Source organism: Aquirufa aurantiipilula (assembly GCF_019923745.1).
Taxonomy (GTDB): Bacteria; Bacteroidota; Bacteroidia; order Cytophagales; family Spirosomataceae; genus Aquirufa; species Aquirufa aurantiipilula.
The window spans coordinates 21,913-41,734 of record NZ_JAANOG010000007.1 but is presented as its reverse complement, the minus strand read 5'-3'; the positions used below and the strand labels follow the sequence as shown (position 1 = coordinate 41,734).

Here is a 19,822-nt window from a genome sequence, read left to right as displayed (position 1 = left end):
GATTAACTAACATATAATTTAGAACATCATAAAATGAACCATTTCATGAATCAATTTATCTTTGAACACAGGATAGGGAAAACATATTCAATTTAACAATAAGGCTAATTTTAGACAAAATATGTACTGTCACAACAATGTCTCATTTCTGTAATTTAACAATCTACCACCTAAGCATTAATAATATTTCAATCCACAAAAACCGTACTTTAGGTTTCCTTTATGACCTATATAAAAATAATATTTTTAAAGGCATTTCAACGAAATTGAACTGATTTTTTGAAAGGAATTCAGGACAGACTTTGATTCAAACGACCATGGTCATCGATTCCAATTCACCACCCCTGAATGGAAATAAAATGAATGAAAATTGAATCAATTGTTAAAATTATTTTTTGATTAACAAGGGAAAATGCAAAAACACGGAAAATGATTCACAATTGATTTAGGATTAAATCCACATATTTAACCATTTATACATTTCATTTTTTAAATAAAATTCCGAGTTAAATTTTCGTGAATCAACTAAATAAGAATGGGATTGGGAGATGCTTTAAAACAAAAAACCCTGTAAATTATTCATTTACAGGGTCAAATTGTCTACCGAAGTAGTCCGTACGGGAATCGAACCCGTGTTTCATCCGTGAAAGGGACGTGTCCTAACCCCTAGACGAACGGACCAATTATTAATTTGGTGGCACAAAGGTAGAGCTTTCCTTTAAAAATTCAAATACTGCACGAAAAAAAAAGCGAGTTTTAATCAATTTAATTTTATTATTTTAGCCTTTACATTGAAACCCACCCTCTTATGGCTATAGTTAAACCACATTCTTTTTTTAGCGATTTTGATATTGCCCTCTTTTTAAATGGTAAACACACCCGTTTATATGAAAAATTAGGTGCTTTTGAAATCGAGTTAGAAGGGGAAATAGGTACTTATTTCTCTGTTTGGGCTCCAAACGCCGAATCTGTATTTGTGGTAGGTAATTTCAATTTCTGGGATTCTAGTGCTCACGGGCTATATCCTCGTTGGGATTCATCTGGAATCTGGGAAGGTTTTATCCCTCATGTTAAAACCGGAGAAACTTATAAGTATTGGATTAAAAGCAAGACAGGTGAAATTCTGGAAAAATTAGATCCAATGGGTCTTTTTTGCGAAACACCTCCTAAAACAGCCAGTATTGTTTGGAATACCTACAAAGAATGGAAAGATCAAACATGGATGCAAGAAAGAAGTCAAAAGAATTCTTTAAATGCACCCATGTCCATATACGAAGTACATTTGGGTTCATGGCAAAAAACATTGGAAAACGAATACCTTAGCTATGCTGACCTAAGTGATAAATTAGTACAATATGTCAAGGACATGGGCTTTACTCATGTGGAGTTCATGCCAATCATGGAACATCCCTATGCTCCTTCTTGGGGGTATCAAATTACGGGCTACTTTGCGCCATCCTCTCGATTTGGGGACCCTCAAGGTTTTATGACTTTGGTAGAACGTTTTCATCAAGAAGGTATTGGTGTAATTTTGGATTGGGTTCCCTCCCATTTCCCAGGTGATGACCATGGTTTACGTAACTTTGATGGTGGCTGTCTATATGAGCATCCAGATCCTAAGCGAGGCTTCCATCCAGATTGGCAATCCTATATTTTTGATTACGGGAAAAATGAAGTTCGAAGCTTTTTAATGTCCAATGCCGCTTTTTGGTTGGATCGATACCACATAGACGGTTTACGGGTAGATGCGGTGGCCTCCATGCTTTACTTGGATTATTCCAGAAATGATGGAGAATGGGAAGCGAATGTGTATGGAGGAAATCATAATTTAGAAGCCATTTCTTTCTTACAAGAACTCAATATTCACATGTATGGTGAATTCCCTGATATTCAAATGATTGCAGAGGAATCAACCAGTTTTCCCGGAGTAACCAAACCTGTTTTTCAAGGTGGTTTAGGATTCGGGCAAAAGTGGATGATGGGTTGGATGAATGATACCTTAAATTTCTTTCATAAGGATCCTATTCACAGGAAATACCATTTGAATGATTTAACCTTTTCTCTCATTTATGCCTTTACAGAAAATTTCTGCCTACCATTATCCCATGATGAAGTAGTATATGGAAAGAATTCTTTATTGAATAAAATGCCAGGAGATGAATGGCAAAAATTTGCCAACCTCCGTGTTTTATTAAGTGAGCAGTTTACCCATCCTGGAAGTAAACTATTATTTATGGGTGGGGAATTCGGCCAAAAAGAAGAATGGAACCATAATCAATCACTGGATTGGCATGAACTAGAAAACCACTACCACAAAGGCATACAATCGACTGTCAAGGCCTTAAATCAATTATACCGAGAAGAAGCTGCCCTATACAGCAAACAATTCTCTCATGAAGGTTTTGAGTGGATAGAATCCAATGATCAAGGCAATTCTGTCATTACCTATATTCGTAAAGGTGAAATTGCGAAGCAACAGGTGATAGTTATCTTAAACTTAACTCCAGCTCCAAGAGAAAATTACCGCATTGGTGTCCCTCTACCAGGAGTGTGGAAGGTACTTTTCAATTCAGATAAAAGTGAGTTTGGAGGTAGCGACTACCCTATTTCGGGCGCCGTAATGACAGAAGCAATCAATTGGCAGGGAAAAGCTTTTTCCATTTCATTAAACTTACCTCCGATGGCAGCCATCATACTGAAGGCCTAAAAACAATAAAGACTCAGAAAAATTCCGAGCCTTTATTCAATCCGCCTAAGTAGTATTTTTAATGTTTGATTCTGTTTCAATACAATTTCGTCTTATTTTTCATTGAAATTGTACACAAAAATAGTATTAATATTCAATACTTAAAATAGCATTAAAAAATATTTTTAATTATTCGAATAAAAAATAAAAATAAACTTGGATTACTTTCGTTTGGCGATGATATCCTCCATATCAGAGAGTTCCACTTCCAACGCTTTGGTCGAAATGGTTATTTCCCAAGCACTTAAACTCAGTGCGATACTCATTCCAATGAGTCCTATTCCGAAAAACCATCGCGCAATCATTTCTTCATTCATGAATAAGAGAAACATGCAAATGACACTCAACAATAAACTGAAAATTGCGATGATTTGCATGGATTGAATCAGTTTCATGCGTAATCGTAAATTCTCTATTTGCTTAAAAATAGCGTCCTCTGGATTCTTTTGAAACTTTAAATGTAGATCTCTAATCAATGAAGCCATCGACATAAATCGATTGGTGAATGCAATCATCAATAATGATACAGTAGAAAATAATAATGCGGGTGTTGAGATGCTAAGCTCCATGAGGAAATTGTAAATTATAAATTATGAATTATAAATGGGAGAAAGTAGATGGTGAATTGTAAATGGTGAATTGTAAATGGTAAATAGTGAATAGTGAATTATGGATTATGGATTATAAATTATGGAATTGGGTTTTAATATTTCCGTTTATTTCGGGCTTAAAAAAGGATAATTTTGAATATTAAATTGGTGTTTCAATTAATATGAATGTTCAATTATTGGAATATAGATATTTTTTAAAATAATGAAAAGAAACGAATAAATACCTGAAAATCATGGCATTAAAAAACCAAAATACCCCATGAATAAAAGATGATCTACCATTCACAATTCTTCATTCACAATTCACCATTTATAATCTATAAATCATAATTTACAATTTAAAATTTATCTTCGGTATTCATCCAAATACCGATCCATTTCCTCTTGTATTTTTTTGGCTTCCCGAGCAGCGGAAACGAAAGTGTCTTCTCCAGCATAAATGATCCCTCGGGAAGAATTAACTAATAAGCCAACTTGGGAATTCATGGCATATTTGGCTACATCTTCCAAGCTTCCTCCTTGGGCTCCTACTCCAGGAACTAAAAAGAAATTATCCGGGGCAATTTCCCGCACTTTTTGTAAAAAATCGGAACGAGTAGCTCCAATCACAAACATCAAGTGTTCTGGAGAGCCCCATGTCATCGCTGTTTTCATTACGCGTTCATACAAGGGCATATAATCTTCCGATTTCGTCATTTGAAAATCATGACTCCCCACATTGGAAGTCAAAGCCAACAAAATCACCCATTTATCTCGGTAAGTCAAAAATGGCTCCACAGAATCTCGGCCCATATAGGGTGCTACGGTTAGCGAATCAAAATTTAAACCACTACTTGCTGGATCAAAAAATGTTTGGGCATATTTTAATGCCGTATTTCCGATATCCCCTCTCTTTGCATCAGCAATCGTAAATATATCTTTGGGAATATATTCCATTGTTTTCTGCAAACTCTCCCAACCTCGAGGGCCCATAGCTTCATAAAAAGCAATATTGGGCTTATAGGCTACTGCAAACTGATGCGTGGCATCAATGACGGCTTGATTAAATGCAAAAATGGGATCTTTTTCTGTTCGAAACTTACTAGGAATCAGATTTATATCCGAATCCAAACCAACGCATAAAAATGACCGTTTTTGTTCAATTTGCTTAACTAATTCTGATGAATTCATAGAGATTGGGAAAGGACATTGTTTAAATGCCGAAATATGAATAATTTTGGCGCAAATTAAGTTCTTTCCAAGCAATATCAAAAAAAGAGGAAAGCAATCACGATCTCGAATTTATGCAATTTATCAAACACCAGCTCCCAGGAGTAATTGAATGTATCCCAACGAAGTTTTTTGATGCTAGAGGCCATTTTTATGAGTCTTATAACCAAAAATTATTTGCAGCAAATGGCATTGCAGAAGATTTTGTTCAAGATAATTATTCCTTCTCTACCCCAGGTGTTTTAAGAGGTTTGCACTTTCAAAAAAATCCACATGGTCAAGGGAAATTAGTTCGTTGCATGACTGGAAAGGTAATGGACGTGATTGTTGATTTAAGACATGATTCACCCACTTTTGGTCAACATGAAAAATTCATTTTAGATGCTGACAAGGGAAACATGCTCTATGTTCCCGTTGGTTTTGCCCATGGATTTGTTGCCTTAGAAGAAACCATATTTGTCTATAAATGCACAGATTTCTGGAATAAAGAAGCAGAGTCTGGAATTCGTTGGAATGACCCTACATTAGCCATTGATTGGGGTGTAGCTGAACCCATCGTTTCAGATAAAGATCAAATTTTACCAGATTTTAGTGCTGATGAGCGAATCTTCTAAAAGAGATTAGCTGAAAAACATTACCTTTGTGCCAATGACTCATAAGCTGATTTTATCAAGCCCATTATTGGAAATAACCATATCCAGGTTATGCCAAGAGCTCATTGAAAATCAAATTCAAGGTATTGAAACTGTCATTCTAGGCCTTCAGCCAAGAGGAATTTACTTTGCCGAAAGAATTGCTAAAGAATTAAGTAAGCACCTTCCTGAAGCTCCACAAATAGGTCAATTGGACGCAACGTTTTACCGCGACGATTTCCGAAGAAGAGATACCGTAGCTCCCAATAGCACCAATATCCCCTTTATCATTGAAAATAAACGAGTTATCTTAGTTGATGACGTTTTAGCCACTGGTAGAATGGTCCGTGCAGCCTTAGATGCAATGACAGCATTTGGCAGACCTGCTAAAGTAGAACTTTGCGTGTTAATCGACCGAATTTACAACCGAGATTTACCGATTAATGCTGATTATATCGGAAAAAGTGTCAATACACTTTCAACCGAAAAAGTACTGGTAGAGTGGACCGAACAGGGCCATGAAGCAGATAAAATTTGGTTAATCACTCATCCATGATGAAATAAATATGTTGAAATCGCCACATTTATTAGGAATAAAAGACCTGGATGCAGAATCCATTGACCTGATAGTAAAAACGGCCAAAGAATTTAAAGAGGTTCTAAACCGACCTATTAAAAAAGTGCCTTCTTTACGCGATGTGACCATTGCCAATGTATTTTTTGAAAACTCTACTCGTACTCGCTTATCTTTTGAATTAGCCGAAAAAAGACTTTCTGCTGATACCATCAATTTTTCAGCATCAGGAAGTTCGGTCAAAAAAGGAGAAACGTTATTAGACACCGTCAACAACATTCTAGCCATGAAAGTGGATATGATTGTTATGCGACATGCTAGCCCAGGTGCCCCTCACTATTTATCCAAACACATCAAAGCAAATATCATCAATGCAGGAGATGGTACGCATGAGCACCCCACTCAAGCACTTTTGGATACCTTTTCTCTTCGAGAAAAATTAGGGGATTTAGCTGGCAAAAAAATAGCCATCATTGGAGATATTTTACACTCGAGAGTAGCCCTTTCCAATATTTATGCTTTGAAAAAACAAGGAGCACAAGTTCGCCTATGCGGCCCAAGCACCTTGATTCCCAAGCACATACAAAGCTTAGGTGTTGAAGTGTCTCATGATGTAAAAGAAACGCTAGCCTGGTGCGACGCTGCCAATGTTTTGAGAATTCAACTAGAACGCCAGCAAATCAAATATTTCCCATCCTTACGAGAATATGCCCAATTCTTTGGAATCACTAGAAAAATGCTGGATGAATTACCTAAAGAAATTGTCTTGATGCACCCAGGCCCAATCAATCGAGGAGTAGAATTAAGTTCGGATGCTGCTGATTCCCCCCATTCCATCATCTTAGATCAAGTTGAGAATGGAGTGGCTATTCGCATGGCCGTTTTATACTTATTAGCATCCCGAGCTTAGGTAATCTTGATAAGCCTGCAATAAGGATTTTGCCTCTATTCCTTCTCCACAAGCATAATGTCCCAAAGGACAATTCTTTTTTCCATGGTCTCCACATGGTCTACAATCTAGTACATGCTTAGTTTCAACGATTCGATTCCAATCAGCTAATGGTCCAAATCCAAAGGATGGGATTGTAGAACAATAGACTGCTACCGTAGGTACATTTTCAGCTGAACATATATGCATTGGCCCAGAATCATTCACAAAGCTCATTTTACTTTGCTGAAATATGTAGGCAGAAGCCAATAAAGGATGCTTACCCGTTTCATTCAATACTACTCTATTACTTCCATGGAAGGCAGCCGCAATTTGATCGGATAATTCAATTTCACCTGGAGAACCCATCAAGACAACTACCTGATTTTCAGGTAACAATTTTATGAATTCTATCCAAATTCTAATAGGCAGTCGCTTTGTTTCCCAAACACTTCCCGGAGAAATACAGATATATTCTTTTTTCTGCATTTCTGTAGCTAAGTCGATATTGGGGGCTCGTAAACAGGGTTTAAATACCTTCTCTCCTAACCAAGATTTAACCAATGCTGTATTTCTTTCTACCTCATGAATACCTGTACCCCACTCATGTCTCACTTTTTCCGTAAAAAATAAAGACATAGGATTTTTGTCAAAACCAACCACCCGCTTTGCTCCTACACATAGACTCAAAAGTCCCATACCCAAAAACCGTTGAATCACATAAACAGCATCAAAATGCTCTTTAGAAAGATCGCGCCTGAGCTCCAACCAAGAAGACCATTTTCTAGATTTATCGTATGACCAGACTGTTTTTAGGTTGGGATAAGGATAGGCTTTGAACAGACTTTCATTCCCTTTTCTTACCAAAATATGAATTTCTGTATCGGGAGATTCCATGCGAATCTTCTCCAACAAAGCAGTAGCTAAAACAGCATCCCCTAAAAAAGCAGTTTGAATTAAAAGAACTTTGGAATGCTTAAGCATATAAAAAAATGAATGAAATGGCCATAAATTTAGTTAAATTTGGGACATTTTTATCCAATTAAAACATGAATTCGATTCAAACCCGAACGCTTACAAATGGCATTATCCTTGTCCACCGACAAGTTGTACATACCGAAATTTCGCATGTAGGCATTATGTTGGACATAGGCAGTCGGGATGAAAATGACTCTGAGCAAGGCCTGGCTCACTTTTGGGAGCACATGGCTTTCAAAGGCACTCAAAAGAAGAATAATATTCAGATTATCAATCGTTTGGAAATTATTGGAGGTGAATTGAATGCATATACGACCAAAGAGAAAATTTGCTTTCATGCTTCTGTTTTAAGTCCCTATTACGAAAGAGCTTTGGAACTTTTAGCGGATATCACGTTTCATTCTACCTTCCCTCAAAAAGAATTAGAAAAAGAACGAAGTGTGATTTTGGAGGAAATGTCCATGTATTATGATTCTCCAGAAGATGCGATTCAAGATGATTTTGATGAATTACTATTTCCTAATCATTCCTTAGGGATGAATATTTTGGGAACTAATGAAACTGTTCAAGGATTTCAGCAATCCGATTTGATTCAGTTCATCGAAAGAAATATGGATACCTCCCGCATCGTATTTTCTTCTATCGGAAAATTACCTCATGATAAAGTTTTTGCCTGGGCTGAAAAACATTTGGGTCAAATTAAGGCTAAAAAGCAACAATTAAAACGAATGCAACCCAACTTGATGCTTCCTGAAAAAAAGATTGTCAAAAGGGGGGTAACTCAATCACACGTAGCATTGGGAAGGCAATCTTATGCATTAGCTAATCCCAATCGAATGGCCTTTTTTACCTTAATTAATTTACTAGGTGGACCAGGAATGAATTCTTTATTGAACGTTTCCATCCGAGAAAGACATGGATTAGTTTATTCCATTGAAGCTTGCTTTACCTCTTATATTGACTCCGGTTTTTGGGCTATTTACTTTGGTACAGAACCAAATCAAGTAAACAAATCCATTAAACTGATTATGAGGGAGTTCGACAAACTTCAGCAAAAAGCATTGTCAGGACCCGCTTTACAGAAAATCAAATCGCAACTCAAAGGTCAATTGGCCATGGCAGAAGAAGGGAATTTGAACTTCATGCTCATGATGGCTAAGAACTTATTGGACCGAGAAAAAATTGAAAGTTTGGATGAATTATTCCTACAAATAGATGCAATCACTTCGGATAAGTTGCAAACCTTAGCACAAGAAATGTTTGTGCCTGATCAGCTAAGTTACCTAATCTTTGAACCTTAAGGAATCCCTTGCATCTCTACCTTCACATTCCATTTTGTCGACAAGCCTGTCATTACTGTGACTTCCACTTTTCGACGGTGCTTTCTCAAAGAGAGGTGATGGTAAATGCTATGCTTAAAGAATTAGAGATTCAGAAAGAATATTTATCCAATAAGCATATTGATACGATTTACTTGGGTGGAGGAACTCCTTCCCTATTATCTGAATATCAACTAAATCAGCTTTTTGATAAAATTAAGCACACCTATACAATCAACAAAGGTGCTGAAATCACCTTAGAAGCAAATCCAGAAGATTTAACCAAGGAGTATATTCAAACCTTACAAAAAATAGGGATTAACCGTTTAAGCGTAGGAATACAAACATTTCATGATGAAAGTCTACGTCAATTACATCGCAATCATAGCAGCCAACAATCCATTGAAGCTATAAAGAATGCTCAAGATGTAGGTTTAGAAAATATCAGTGTTGACATTATTTACGGACTAAAAGACCATCATTTGTCGAATACGGAGTTTGACATACAACAAGCTGTTTCACTGAATGTGAACCATATTTCTGCCTACAGTTTGACCATTGAACCTAGAACCGTTTTTGGAAAGCAAAAAGAAAAAGGTTTGCTCAAAGAAACACCTGATAATCAAATGGCTGCCCATTTTGAATTAGTTCATCAACTATTACAATCGGCAGGATTTGAGGCTTATGAAGTATCCAATTTTGCCAAAAACGGATGCTATTCCCGACACAATTCCAGTTATTGGAACCAAGAAGAATACCTAGGAATCGGGCCATCTGCACATAGTTTTAATTATCAAAGCCGTCAATGGAATATTGCCAATAATAAGGCCTACTTATTGGCTTTAGAACAAGGTAAATCACATTTTGAACTAGAATATTTAAGTCCAGAAAATCGGATCAATGAATACATCATGACCCGACTAAGAACTATGTGGGGCTTGGATATTAACTTCTTAAAACAGGCATTTGATCAAATTAACCAACACTTTCCTACGGAAGAATTTAAGGAATGGAAAGAGAAACAATGGGCGATAGAGAAAGAAGGATTTTTAATCTTAACCGATTCGGGAAAATTAATTGCCGATAAATTGAGTAGCGATATTTTTCTAATTTAACCCGGCATTTCAATTAAGATTGTATTTTTGCAATCTATTATACCTCAACATCTCAATGGCAAAAAGAATTGACTTAACGAAAGAAACGCGACTTAGCAGCAAATCGTCTAAATTCGGAAAAGTCAATACCAGTACTAGTCAAAAATCTTCCAGTACTTTCAAAAAATATGTCATCAAGTTCGCTTGGTTAGTATTTTATGCTTGGATTGCCTCCTTGGTGATGATTGTATTATTCAAATTTCTTCCCATTTACTTCACTCCCACCATGGCTAGTCGTAAAATCGATGCAATCATGGAAGGAAAACCAAGTAAAATATATTCAAACTGGACTTCGTATGCTGAAATAGACAAAAACTGTGCCTTAGCAGTGATTGCCTCTGAAGACCAACTTTTCCCTGAACACAATGGGTTTGACTTTGAAGCCATGTGGGGTGCTATGCGCCACAATATGAAAGGAAAACGAATCAAAGGAGCTAGTACTATTTCTCAACAGGTGGCCAAAAATGTATTTTTGTGGCAAGGAAGAAGCTATTTAAGAAAAGGATTGGAAGCCTATTTCACCTTCATGATAGAGTTAATTTGGGGAAAACAAAGGATATTGGAAGTCTATCTCAATGTAGCTGAAACAGGCAAAATGACCTTTGGAGTAGAGGCTGCTTGTCGTAAATTTTATGGTCATTCAGCGTCCGAAGTTAGTCGAGCCGAAGCTGCAAGAATTGCTGCAGTTTTACCCAATCCCATTCGTTTCTCCATTCAAAATCCTTCTAATTACGTACAGCGAAGAACCAATACGATACAGCGACAAATGCGCATGTTAGGTGGTAAGAAATTTGTAAGCCAGATCGATTAAAAGGTGTAAGGCCATTCATCCTATAATTCAGAATTGGGATCCCAAAAATGTAGGTGAAAATTTAGAATTTTATCATCTTTTACTTCGATACCTTCTGATTCTAATAGCTCTTGCATTCGATTTCCTCCAAAGAAATTCTTACCGGTCAACAATCCATTTCGATTAACTACCCGATGAGCAGGTACATTTTCTAAGGTATGTGAGGCATTCATTGCCCACCCCACCATTCTTGCTCCTCCCTTCATACCTAAATAGGCAGCAATAGCTCCATAAGAAGTCACTTTTCCTGTGGGAATCAGTTGTACAACTTGATAAATCGCATCAAAGGAATTGAGACTGGCAGCCATTTTAATACTAAAAGCTAAAACTTATGACCTATAACGTATAATTTATTTACTCTTCTTTTCTCTCTTCAATTTCCTTCTCTAATTCTTGATACCATTTCTCTCCAAATTTACGGATTAAGGGTTCCTTTAAGAATTTATAAATAGGTACTCCTAATTGTTTACCATGAGAACAAGCATCGGAGCAAATACTCCAACGATCATAGTTTAATGCCTGATATTCAGCCAATTTAGCAATTCGAATGGGATATAAATGACAAGAAATAGGTTTTCTAAAGTCGATTTTACCATCAAAATAAGCTTGCTCAATCCCACACTTCAAATATTTTTTATCATCGTATATAGCATAGACACATTCCCTGCCTTCTATTACAGGAGTGGAAAAATCCCCATCTTCATCCTTAACCCAAGTACCGACTTGTTTAATGACAGCTTTACCTTCCTCGGATAAATAAGGAGCAATTTGATCCTGAATATTTTCAATAATCGCTAGTTCATCTTCTTCCAAAGGTGCCCCTAAATCACCCTCCACACAACATGCGCCCTTGCATTTACTTAAATCACAAACAAAGAACTCATCGGCTACATCTTCACTAATTACCGTATCATCAATTAAAATCATTCTATCCTATTTTTCACAAAGGTAAAGATATTCCCAAGCTCTTAAAACAAATGGTCAATTAGCAATAATCCTATTTTAAAACCGTTAAATGAGAATATTTGGTAATTTTACAATAAATAGGCTTCAACAGCTTTCATTGCTTTATTAATCCATCATCTATGAATCAAAAAAAGCTACTATTTCTTTTTTTGTTTTTGGTAAGTTGTTCATCCATTACCGTTCGCGCCAGCAATCGCCCAGATACCTTAAGTTTGGGGAATTTACGTGTTGCGATTCATCCATCTGCTAGACCCATTTTAGAGAAGGAATGGGCTATGTTAGGAGCCAACAAAAAATTTGTGGGTATGATGAAGGACAAAATGCGGCTTTTTTTCCCATTAATTGAGCCAATTTTAAAAGATGGAAATATCCCAGATGATTTCAAATACCTATGTGTCCAAGAAAGCTCATTGAACCCGAATGCAGTTTCCACATCAAATGCGGTGGGATATTGGCAGTTTAAATTAGAAACAGCCAAGGATGTCGGTTTGAAGGTAAACAAAGAGGTCGACGAAAGACGTCATATCATGGAAGCCACCAAAGGGGCAGTCAATTATTTAAGTCGGAATAATACGGTTTTAGATAATTGGTTAAGCACATTACTATCCTATCGTTTAGGTTTAGGAACCCTAAAGAAAATGCCATTAGCAACGGATTGGCTAGGAAAATCCATTATTGAAGTTGATTCTAGTACAGACTGGTATGTCTTACGTTTCTTAGCTTATAAACATTTTTGGGAAACGGAATTACAATTAAATGCCGCGGAAAGTGTTTCAGCGGAAATACCAAGTATGATTACCTACAAGCAAGTCAAAGGTAAAAACCTGATGGAATTATCCGATGAATGGAAGGTAAGTTATGATGATTTAAAAAAATACAATTCCTGGGTGTTGAAAGATTGGGTACCTGACGATAAAGAATATACACTGTATCACCCTTCCAATGTGTCCATTTTTGAATCTAAAAGCAATGTAAGTCTGGCAGCTCAAAGCATGGCATTAACAGCTTCCAATGATACCAATAAATTGTATGTCGAGGCTGAAGTCCCTCAAGAGGCACTTTACCCTAAGAAAAAGCATAAACCTATTTTAAGCGACAAAGTGGAAACCCGCTTTCACACGGTTGAATCTGGAGAAAGCCTAAGTTCAATTGCGCGAAAATATGAGATGAAACTTCCCGATTTACTGAAGTTAAACGACTTAGAAATGAGCTCAATGATTAGCTTGGGTCAAAAAATCAAGGTATCGAGAAAAATACCCATGCTGGAATTAATAGCAGAACAATTGGATGAAAAAGCAAAAAAATCACCCAATAGCGCACGTGTCAATGAGGCAATAGAAAAGCAAGAAGAAAAGATTGCCGAAGAACCTAAGGTAAACATTAAAAGTACAGGGAATTCTGTTTACATCGACCCTGCTGTTGGTCGTGAGATTACCATTCGCTCAGATAACCCAGAAAAAGATAAAAAATCAGAAATTAAAGTGGTGGAAGAAACACCAAAAACGCCCGTTGAAAAAACTCCTGTAATGAATGAATCAAAATCCGTCGCTAAAATAAATAATGTACAAGCGAATAATTCATTTCACCAAGTTAAAGCTGGAGAAACGCTATTTAGAATAGCTTCTCAATATGGCATCAGTGTTCAGAAATTAGCTGAATGGAATAAACTTGGAAAAAACCCCAAAATACAGGTTGGGCAAAAGTTGAAAATTCAGCCTTAATCTTTCTTTTTAAGAATCAAAAGTCCATCGCGCAAGGGTAAAAGCAAATTTTCAACCCGCACATCATCTAGACACTTTTGATTAAAATCCCTTAGGGCTTGGGTGGATTTATCTTTAGCAGATTCTTCGACCACTTTTCCACTCCAAAGGACATTATCTACAATGATTAAACCCCCTTTTCTTACTTTATCCACTACTAAATCAAAATAGAGCGCATAATTTCGCTTATCCGCATCGATAAAAACCAAATCAATTTCTTCCTGAATCAATGGAATTTCTTCTTTAGCATCCACAATACGGTAATCAATTTGTGGACCCAGGGGAGATTGATCAAAAAAAGAGCGAGTAAATCGTTCTAATTCCTCATTGACATCTAAGGTAATGATCTTCCCAGTAGGTACTAATCCCTCTGCCAAACAAAGAGCCGAATAACCGGTATAAGTCCCTATTTCAAGAATTAATTTTGGTTGGATTAGAGAAGAAATCAAAGCTAAAAACCGACCTTGCAAATGTCCAGATAGCATCCTAGGTTGCAATATTTGAGCATGCGTCTCCCGATCTAGACGTTTCAATAAATCACTTTCTGGCTCAGTAAATGCACGAGAATAAGCATCAATGGCTGGATCTATGAATTCCATGGTATTATTTGATACCGGTATAAAAGAAATCGAAAGAAGAATCTGGTGTTTGATTTAGTGAATAATCATCCACTTGAATGGAATCCACTAATTGATTGTTGGCTTTGGAAACAATCAATCGACTCATACGATTGGCAATATCATAAGGAACTTGTAACCAAGTTCTTGGTAATCTGTATTGAAGGTTTAGGATATCAAATCGAGTGATTTTTTGAACGGATTTTTTATTCTCTTCATAATAATCCATCACTTTGGCATTTCCATGAATTCCTTCTGTAATAACCGTAGTAAAATGCTTCTCCATCAAGTTCTTCAGTCCTTGGGCATCATATTCACGCACATGCCATGGATTACGGGTTAAAGAAAATTTCTTATTCACAGTGGTCAAATACAATTTACCCCCTGGTTTTAATACTCTAGCAGCTTCTTGAAGGAAAAAATCATCATTTTCAATATGCTCTATTACCTGAAAGGTTACCACAAAATCATAGTGATTCGAAGGTAAATCTTTCAAAGGTGGTAAAAACATGTCAATGAAGTTAAATGAAGGATAGTTTTTACTTAATTCCTGCATCAATTCCGTATTCTTATCCACTCCTGTATAATGACTGACTTGCGGGGCTAATACGCCTACTCCCCTTCCTGTACCACATCCAATTTCCAATACATCTCCCGATACTAAGTGGCTTACATGCAAATAAGGGAATAAAAGACGTTGGTGAATCGGATTATCCGAAGCAATCTCAGAGGAAGCAATTTCAGTTGTTTTATACATATTCAAGAATTTAATTACAAAGGTAGGAATATTCAAATAAATATTTTTTTCTAAATAATTTGGTTTGCATTACAAACTACATTAATATTGCAAACACTAAACCACTAAAACATGTCTGAATCGGTACTGAATCCCAATGAGAGCCTAGCTATAATCCAAAAAGTAGTGAACTCCACACGCCAAGATTATCATATTCAACGAAAATTTTATATCCTTTGGGGTATGCTTATAGCAGTAGCTAGCTTTTCTCAGTATGCTATTTTAAACCAAATTTTATCCTTGCCTTGGTTTTCGCCTTGGATCTTATTTCCAGGAATTGGACTTATTTTGAGTGTTTTTTGGGGTTCCTCGAGCAAAAACTCTTCCTTAAGCTATTACAATCATTTTGTATTAACCATGTGGTTTACCTTGTATATAGCCATGGGTTTATCTTTATTCATTTCCTTATTTAATCAAATTAGCCCCTTCCCTTTTTTACTTATCTGTGTGGGAATTGGAACAAGTATATCAGGTTTCCTGATGAAAAATAGGCTATTTGTTCTATGTGGTATAATTTTTGGATTGGGTGCCATATATTGTGTATACCTCCCCATTCAACAGCAATTACTTCTTAATGGCGCTTGTATGATTATAGGCAATGTCATGCCCAACCTAATTTCACATCATGTTTAATGAGTTAGATCCTTTATTAAATTCTCCTATTCGACTAGCCGTTATGTCTATTTTACTCACGGTAAAACATGCACACTTCAACGACTTATTGAAAGAAACACAAACTACTCAAGGAAATTTAAGTCATCAATTAAAAAAGCTGCATGAAGCAGGCTATGTTCAAATAGAAAAAACATTTAAAAACAATTACCCCTTAACCATCATCAATATCTCTGAAAAAGGAAAGAGTGCTTTTGAAGTGTATGTAGAAAACATCAAAAAATACCTCCATTTAAATGAAAACAATACCTAACCATCCTATAAGCCGCATCAATTGATTCAACTGGGCAAAATTGTATTTCCTGGCTCTTTTTAGGAGTCAGGATTTTTTATAAGTTTGGAACATCATGAAAACAAGTCAATCCGTAGAAAATCTATTACCATTTGATGGAGAATTATATTCCTACGGAATAATCTTTTCAGAAGAACAATCAAAATTCATGCTAAATACTTTATTACAAAGTATTGTTTGGGAACATGACCAAGTACGACTTTTTGGAAAGACCCATATTACTGCGCGAAAAGTAGCTTGGTATGGAGACGAAAGAAGAAGTTATCGATATTCAGGAAGTGAAAAACAAGCCCATGCATGGACTCCATTGCTTTGGGAAATCAAATCAAAAGTTCAAGAAATTTGTCAAGCCGAATACAATGCTTGCCTTCTCAACTTATACCATGATGGCAATGAGGGCATGGGATGGCATGCTGATAACGAAAAATCCATTGTTCCTAAATCTAGTATAGCCTCTTTGAGCTTAGGGAGCCAAAGAAGATTTGATCTAAAGCATCTCTCAACTGGCGAAAAAAGAAGTCTAATGTTAGAAAATGGTCATTTAATCAATATGGAAGGAGTAATACAAGATTATTGGAAACATGCTTTACCTAAATCCAAAAAGGTTAATGGTCTACGAATCAACCTAACCTTTCGACGTATGATTTAGCCATAATGAATGATTTTAAAGAAAAATGAAAAAAAATCACGACCTTTGCGGGACATTATAGCTATTCAACGTGTCATTCGATCAAGATCCCAAGCCATTTAAAAAGCCATTTAGGCATTTTACTACTCCGAAAACAGATAACAAAGAATTTGTATTTGGAATACAATCCGTTTTGGAGACGCTTCGTGCTGGAAAGGAAATTGACCGCCTGTTAGTACAAAGGGAATTGGGAAGTATTGAAATATTAGAATTAGCCAAAGAAAAAGGCATTCAGGTTCAAAAGGTGCCCATTGAAAAGCTTAATCGCATTACCCGCAAAAACCATCAAGGTGCCATAGCCTTTGTTTCAGCGATTCATTATGCCAAAATTGACAATGTCATTGCCGATACTTTTGAGAAAGGCCAAACACCTTTAATTCTCATTTTAGATCGCATTACCGATGTTAGAAATTTCGGTGCCATAGCCCGTACCGCTGAATGCGCTGGCGTTCATGCCATTGTTATTCCTTCTCGTGGAGCTGCTCAAATTAACGCAGATGCCATGAAAACATCTTCTGGAGCTTTGAATTTCTTACCGGTTTGCCGTGAAGAAAACTTGATTAGCACTATAGAATTTCTGCAAAATTCAGGTCTTAAGGTTGTTGCTTGTACAGAAAAAACAAAAGACTCTGTTTATGCCAAAGACTTTACAGAACCAACTGCCATCGTTCTAGGTTCAGAAGAAGATGGTATCTCAGATGAGATCATTCGAAAGGCTGATGAATTAGCTGCAATTCCGCAAAGCGGTCAAGTAGGTTCATTAAACGTTTCGGTTGCCGCAGGTGTCATCATCTACGAAGCTCTGCGTCAAAGACTTTAAAAAATTTACAACACCTTTTTGATTTGAGTAGCTGAAGCCTGCGCGCTAGGTAAAATAGTCACGTCCGCCAAATTCACATGGGCAGGGCAAGAAACCATATAAGCAATTAAACTAGCAATATCCGCTGCTTCTAATGGCGCGAAGCCTTGATAAACAGATTCAGCTCTCTGTAAGTCCCCTTTAAATCGAACAGCTGAAAACTCTGTATTAACTGCTCCAGGTGCAATATTTGAAACCTTAATGTTGAATGGATTTAAGTCAATTCTCATACCCTGAGAAAGCGCTTCTACTGCTGCTTTAGATGCACAATACACATTTCCATTCGCATAAGTTTGTTTTCCCGCTATAGAAGATATATTAATGATGTGTCCTTGCTCACGACGTATCATTTCAGGTATCACCATTTTAGATACATACAAAAGACCATTGACATTCCCATGAATCATGGTATCCCAATCTTCCAAGGTACCATCTTGAATTGGTGCAAGGCCATGTGCATTACCCGCATTATTGATTAATACATCGATATTTTTCCAAGCAAGGGGTAAACTTTGAAAGGCTTGTTCTACTTCTTTCCAATTTCGAACATCAAAAGTTAAGATATAACTAGGTACTTGTACAGAATGCTGCAATTCTTCCAAACGATCACGACGTCGACCACAAAGAATCAAATGATAACCTAAATCCGCCAAAGCTTTTGATGTGGCAAAGCCAATACCCGAACTGGCACCTGTTATACAAGCAATTTTATTCATATCAAATTTTTCCACTAAGTTAAGGTCAAAGCTGTCTTCTAAAAAATTTGCTTGTACTTTTGTCAAAAATTGAATTATGAATTATCTCATAGTAGGATTGGGCAATATTGGACCTGAATATTTATTTACCCGTCACAACATTGGATTTATGGCTTTGGATTATTTAGCCAAGATAAAAGAATTAAAATTCGCTCCAGATAGATATGCCAGTCAATGCTCCTACAAGCTAAAAGGTCATCAAATACACCTGATTAAGCCAAACACTTACATGAATCTTAGTGGGAAGGCTGTTAATTATTGGATGCAACACCTCAAAGTGCCCAAAGAAAACCTATTAATCCTAGTAGATGACTTAGCACTACCCTTTGAAACACTTCGTTTAAAGCCAAAAGGATCTAGCGGTGGGCATAATGGGTTAAAAAGCATTGAGGCAAGCTTACAAAGTAGTGAATACCCAAGACTAAGAATGGGTATTGGCGACAATTTTCCCAAGGGTCGACAAGCGGATTATGTACTAAGTAACTTTTCCGAAGAAGAATTAGGACTAATTCCAGAGGTCTTAGAAAGATCCCTCCCCTTCATTGAAACATTTTGCTTGGAAGGCATCCAACAAACAATGAATAAATACAATCAGTAATTGTACTTTTTAAAGAACTTTTGAATTATTCCTAAATAATTAAATTAGAATTATCAAAATGTATCGAGATGTATTGCCAAATAATATTCTGATTATAAACAATAAACCTTTAATAAATTCTGAATTTAAATCCAAATAACAAATTTTTAGAATTTTTGTATTACAAATTGTCTAAATTCAAGTTTTGCTATATCGAAAAAATACAATAATTTTGTATTGTTGATTTAGGAAATAAATATAACAAAACTTATGAAAAAGAATTTATTAGTGATTAGCTGTTTAGTTGGACTAAGCCTAATCGGAGCGGAAACAAAAGCAAGCGGTACAAATCGTAACAACGAAACGTCGACAAGTAATTTGTCTATCAAGAAAGAAACTTTATCTGAAGTAATTCAGAATTTTATAAAGAAAGATCACAACGCAACTAAGCCATCTGCGGCAAGCCTAACAATCTCTATATTAGAAGATTACCAAAATGGAAAAGCAGAGTACTTAAGTGTAAGCAAACAAGATAAAATCACTTTTAACCAGACTATTCAGTCGATTTCACGTCAGGCACAAAATTTCTCTGATGAAAAATCGTTAAACTGGATGAAAGAGATTAACAAATCAGCGAAAGCCATCAACACTATCTGGGCAATTTTAGGTCAGGAACCGGTAATCGAATCAAAATTAGATTTTGAATTCGAACAAAATCCAGAATTGATTGTTGTATTCAAAAATTAGATTGTAAGTAGTTTTCATAGTTAAATAGGTTTAGAGGTAATAAAAAAAGGTGTTGTTCATAACGACACCTTTTTTATTTAATCTAAATGATA

The 19,822-nt window shown here is 36.3% G+C and carries 22 protein-coding genes and 1 tRNA gene; 14 read left to right on the top strand and 9 right to left on the bottom strand.

Features of this window, described 5'->3' with window-relative positions; all coding sequences use genetic code 11:
- Positions 1-609: 609 nt before the first annotated feature.
- Positions 610-681: transfer RNA gene (locus G9H60_RS09080), tRNA-Glu, on the bottom strand.
- A 127-nt stretch (positions 682-808) separates the two neighbouring features.
- Here G9H60_RS09080 and glgB point away from each other — a divergent pair.
- The gene (gene glgB / locus G9H60_RS09075) at positions 809-2,707 is read left to right on the top strand and encodes a 1,4-alpha-glucan branching protein GlgB (RefSeq protein WP_223143742.1); all 1,899 of its coding nucleotides are present in this window, start codon (positions 809-811) and stop codon (positions 2,705-2,707) included.
- A gap of 200 nt (positions 2,708-2,907) precedes the next feature.
- Here glgB and G9H60_RS09070 read toward each other — a convergent pair whose 3' ends face one another.
- Both G9H60_RS09070 and pyrF read right to left on the bottom strand, forming a co-directional pair.
- A complete protein-coding gene (locus G9H60_RS09070) occupies positions 2,908-3,315 on the bottom strand; it encodes a DUF2721 domain-containing protein (RefSeq protein WP_223143741.1) in 408 nt (135 codons plus the stop codon).
- Between the two features lie 387 nt (positions 3,316-3,702).
- Positions 3,703-4,527, bottom strand: a complete 825-nt coding sequence (gene pyrF, locus G9H60_RS09065; RefSeq protein ID WP_223143740.1) for an orotidine-5'-phosphate decarboxylase — start codon at positions 4,525-4,527, stop codon at positions 3,703-3,705.
- Positions 4,528-4,640: 113 nt separating this feature from the next.
- Here pyrF and rfbC point away from each other — a divergent pair, with 113 nt between their 5' ends.
- The 3 genes from rfbC to G9H60_RS09050 are packed head-to-tail and all read left to right on the top strand — an operon-like array spanning position 4,641 to position 6,682.
- Positions 4,641-5,180, top strand: coding sequence for a dTDP-4-dehydrorhamnose 3,5-epimerase (gene rfbC / locus G9H60_RS09060; protein WP_223143739.1), 540 nt, complete (start codon positions 4,641-4,643; stop codon positions 5,178-5,180).
- A gap of 34 nt (positions 5,181-5,214) precedes the next feature.
- Positions 5,215-5,754 (top strand): bifunctional pyr operon transcriptional regulator/uracil phosphoribosyltransferase PyrR, encoded by a 540-nt coding sequence (pyrR, locus tag G9H60_RS09055; RefSeq protein WP_223143738.1) that lies wholly within the window; start codon positions 5,215-5,217, stop codon positions 5,752-5,754.
- 10 nt (positions 5,755-5,764) lie between these two features.
- The gene (locus G9H60_RS09050; RefSeq protein WP_223143737.1) at positions 5,765-6,682 is read left to right on the top strand and encodes an aspartate carbamoyltransferase catalytic subunit; all 918 of its coding nucleotides are present in this window, start codon (positions 5,765-5,767) and stop codon (positions 6,680-6,682) included.
- On the opposite strand, the gene G9H60_RS09045 is transcribed toward G9H60_RS09050, so the two are convergent.
- Positions 6,665-7,684, bottom strand: a complete 1,020-nt coding sequence (locus G9H60_RS09045; protein WP_223143736.1) for a glycosyltransferase family 9 protein — start codon at positions 7,682-7,684, stop codon at positions 6,665-6,667. The two genes, G9H60_RS09050 and G9H60_RS09045, sit on opposite strands and share 18 nt — an antisense overlap.
- 65 nt (positions 7,685-7,749) lie before the next feature.
- On the opposite strand from G9H60_RS09045, the gene G9H60_RS09040 reads away from it, so the two are divergent.
- From G9H60_RS09040 to mtgA, 3 genes are read left to right on the top strand one after another with little or no spacing between them, the layout of a single operon-like run.
- Positions 7,750-8,979, top strand: a complete 1,230-nt coding sequence (locus tag G9H60_RS09040) for a M16 family metallopeptidase (protein WP_223143735.1) — start codon at positions 7,750-7,752, stop codon at positions 8,977-8,979.
- Positions 8,980-8,987: 8 nt separating this feature from the next.
- Positions 8,988-10,112 (top strand): radical SAM family heme chaperone HemW, encoded by a 1,125-nt coding sequence (gene hemW, locus G9H60_RS09035; protein WP_223143734.1) that lies wholly within the window; start codon positions 8,988-8,990, stop codon positions 10,110-10,112.
- 55 nt (positions 10,113-10,167) lie between these two features.
- Entirely contained in the window at positions 10,168-10,962 is a 795-nt protein-coding gene (mtgA, locus tag G9H60_RS09030) for a monofunctional biosynthetic peptidoglycan transglycosylase (RefSeq protein WP_223143733.1), read from the top strand.
- A gap of 20 nt (positions 10,963-10,982) precedes the next feature.
- Here mtgA and G9H60_RS09025 read toward each other — a convergent pair whose 3' ends face one another.
- Entirely contained in the window at positions 10,983-11,309 is a 327-nt protein-coding gene (locus G9H60_RS09025) for an MGMT family protein (RefSeq protein ID WP_223143732.1), read from the bottom strand.
- Positions 11,310-11,355: 46 nt separating this feature from the next.
- Positions 11,356-11,928 (bottom strand): DUF3109 family protein, encoded by a 573-nt coding sequence (locus G9H60_RS09020; RefSeq protein ID WP_223143731.1) that lies wholly within the window; start codon positions 11,926-11,928, stop codon positions 11,356-11,358.
- Positions 11,929-12,086: 158 nt separating this feature from the next.
- Between G9H60_RS09020 and G9H60_RS09015 the strand changes: the two genes are divergently transcribed.
- Positions 12,087-13,688, top strand: coding sequence for a LysM peptidoglycan-binding domain-containing protein (locus G9H60_RS09015; protein ID WP_223143730.1), 1,602 nt, complete (start codon positions 12,087-12,089; stop codon positions 13,686-13,688).
- On the opposite strand, the gene G9H60_RS09010 is transcribed toward G9H60_RS09015, so the two are convergent.
- A complete protein-coding gene (locus tag G9H60_RS09010; RefSeq protein WP_223143729.1) occupies positions 13,685-14,326 on the bottom strand; it encodes an O-methyltransferase in 642 nt (213 codons plus the stop codon). The genes G9H60_RS09015 and G9H60_RS09010 overlap by 4 nt on opposite strands.
- A 4-nt stretch (positions 14,327-14,330) precedes the next feature.
- Positions 14,331-15,101 carry a class I SAM-dependent methyltransferase gene (locus G9H60_RS09005; protein ID WP_223143728.1) on the bottom strand — a complete coding sequence of 257 codons (771 nt, stop codon included), beginning with the start codon at positions 15,099-15,101 and terminating at the stop codon, positions 14,331-14,333.
- Between the two features lie 111 nt (positions 15,102-15,212).
- Between G9H60_RS09005 and G9H60_RS09000 the strand changes: the two genes are divergently transcribed.
- The 4 genes from G9H60_RS09000 (at position 15,213) to rlmB (ending at position 17,612) form a co-directional block, all read left to right on the top strand.
- Positions 15,213-15,773: a hypothetical protein gene (locus G9H60_RS09000; protein WP_223143727.1), complete on the top strand. Its 561-nt coding sequence runs from the start codon at positions 15,213-15,215 to the stop codon at positions 15,771-15,773.
- Positions 15,766-16,065, top strand: a complete 300-nt coding sequence (locus tag G9H60_RS08995; protein ID WP_223143726.1) for a winged helix-turn-helix domain-containing protein — start codon at positions 15,766-15,768, stop codon at positions 16,063-16,065. The genes G9H60_RS09000 and G9H60_RS08995 overlap by 8 nt, the downstream gene beginning before the upstream one ends.
- A 94-nt stretch (positions 16,066-16,159) precedes the next feature.
- On the top strand, positions 16,160-16,753 hold the full coding sequence (locus G9H60_RS08990) for an alpha-ketoglutarate-dependent dioxygenase AlkB family protein (protein WP_223143725.1): 594 nt from the start codon (positions 16,160-16,162) through the stop codon (positions 16,751-16,753).
- A gap of 70 nt (positions 16,754-16,823) precedes the next feature.
- Positions 16,824-17,612, top strand: a complete 789-nt coding sequence (gene rlmB / locus G9H60_RS08985) for a 23S rRNA (guanosine(2251)-2'-O)-methyltransferase RlmB (RefSeq protein ID WP_223143724.1) — start codon at positions 16,824-16,826, stop codon at positions 17,610-17,612.
- Positions 17,613-17,617: 5 nt separating this feature from the next.
- Here rlmB and G9H60_RS08980 read toward each other — a convergent pair whose 3' ends face one another.
- On the bottom strand, positions 17,618-18,367 hold the full coding sequence (locus tag G9H60_RS08980) for an SDR family NAD(P)-dependent oxidoreductase (RefSeq protein ID WP_223143856.1): 750 nt from the start codon (positions 18,365-18,367) through the stop codon (positions 17,618-17,620).
- A 76-nt stretch (positions 18,368-18,443) separates the two neighbouring features.
- Here G9H60_RS08980 and pth point away from each other — a divergent pair, with 76 nt between their 5' ends.
- On the top strand, positions 18,444-19,004 hold the full coding sequence (pth, locus tag G9H60_RS08975; RefSeq protein WP_223143723.1) for an aminoacyl-tRNA hydrolase: 561 nt from the start codon (positions 18,444-18,446) through the stop codon (positions 19,002-19,004).
- A 249-nt stretch (positions 19,005-19,253) separates the two neighbouring features.
- Complete coding sequence (locus G9H60_RS08970) at positions 19,254-19,730, top strand: hypothetical protein (protein WP_223143722.1); 477 nt, start codon at positions 19,254-19,256, stop codon at positions 19,728-19,730.
- The last annotated feature ends 92 nt before the right edge of the window (positions 19,731-19,822 follow it).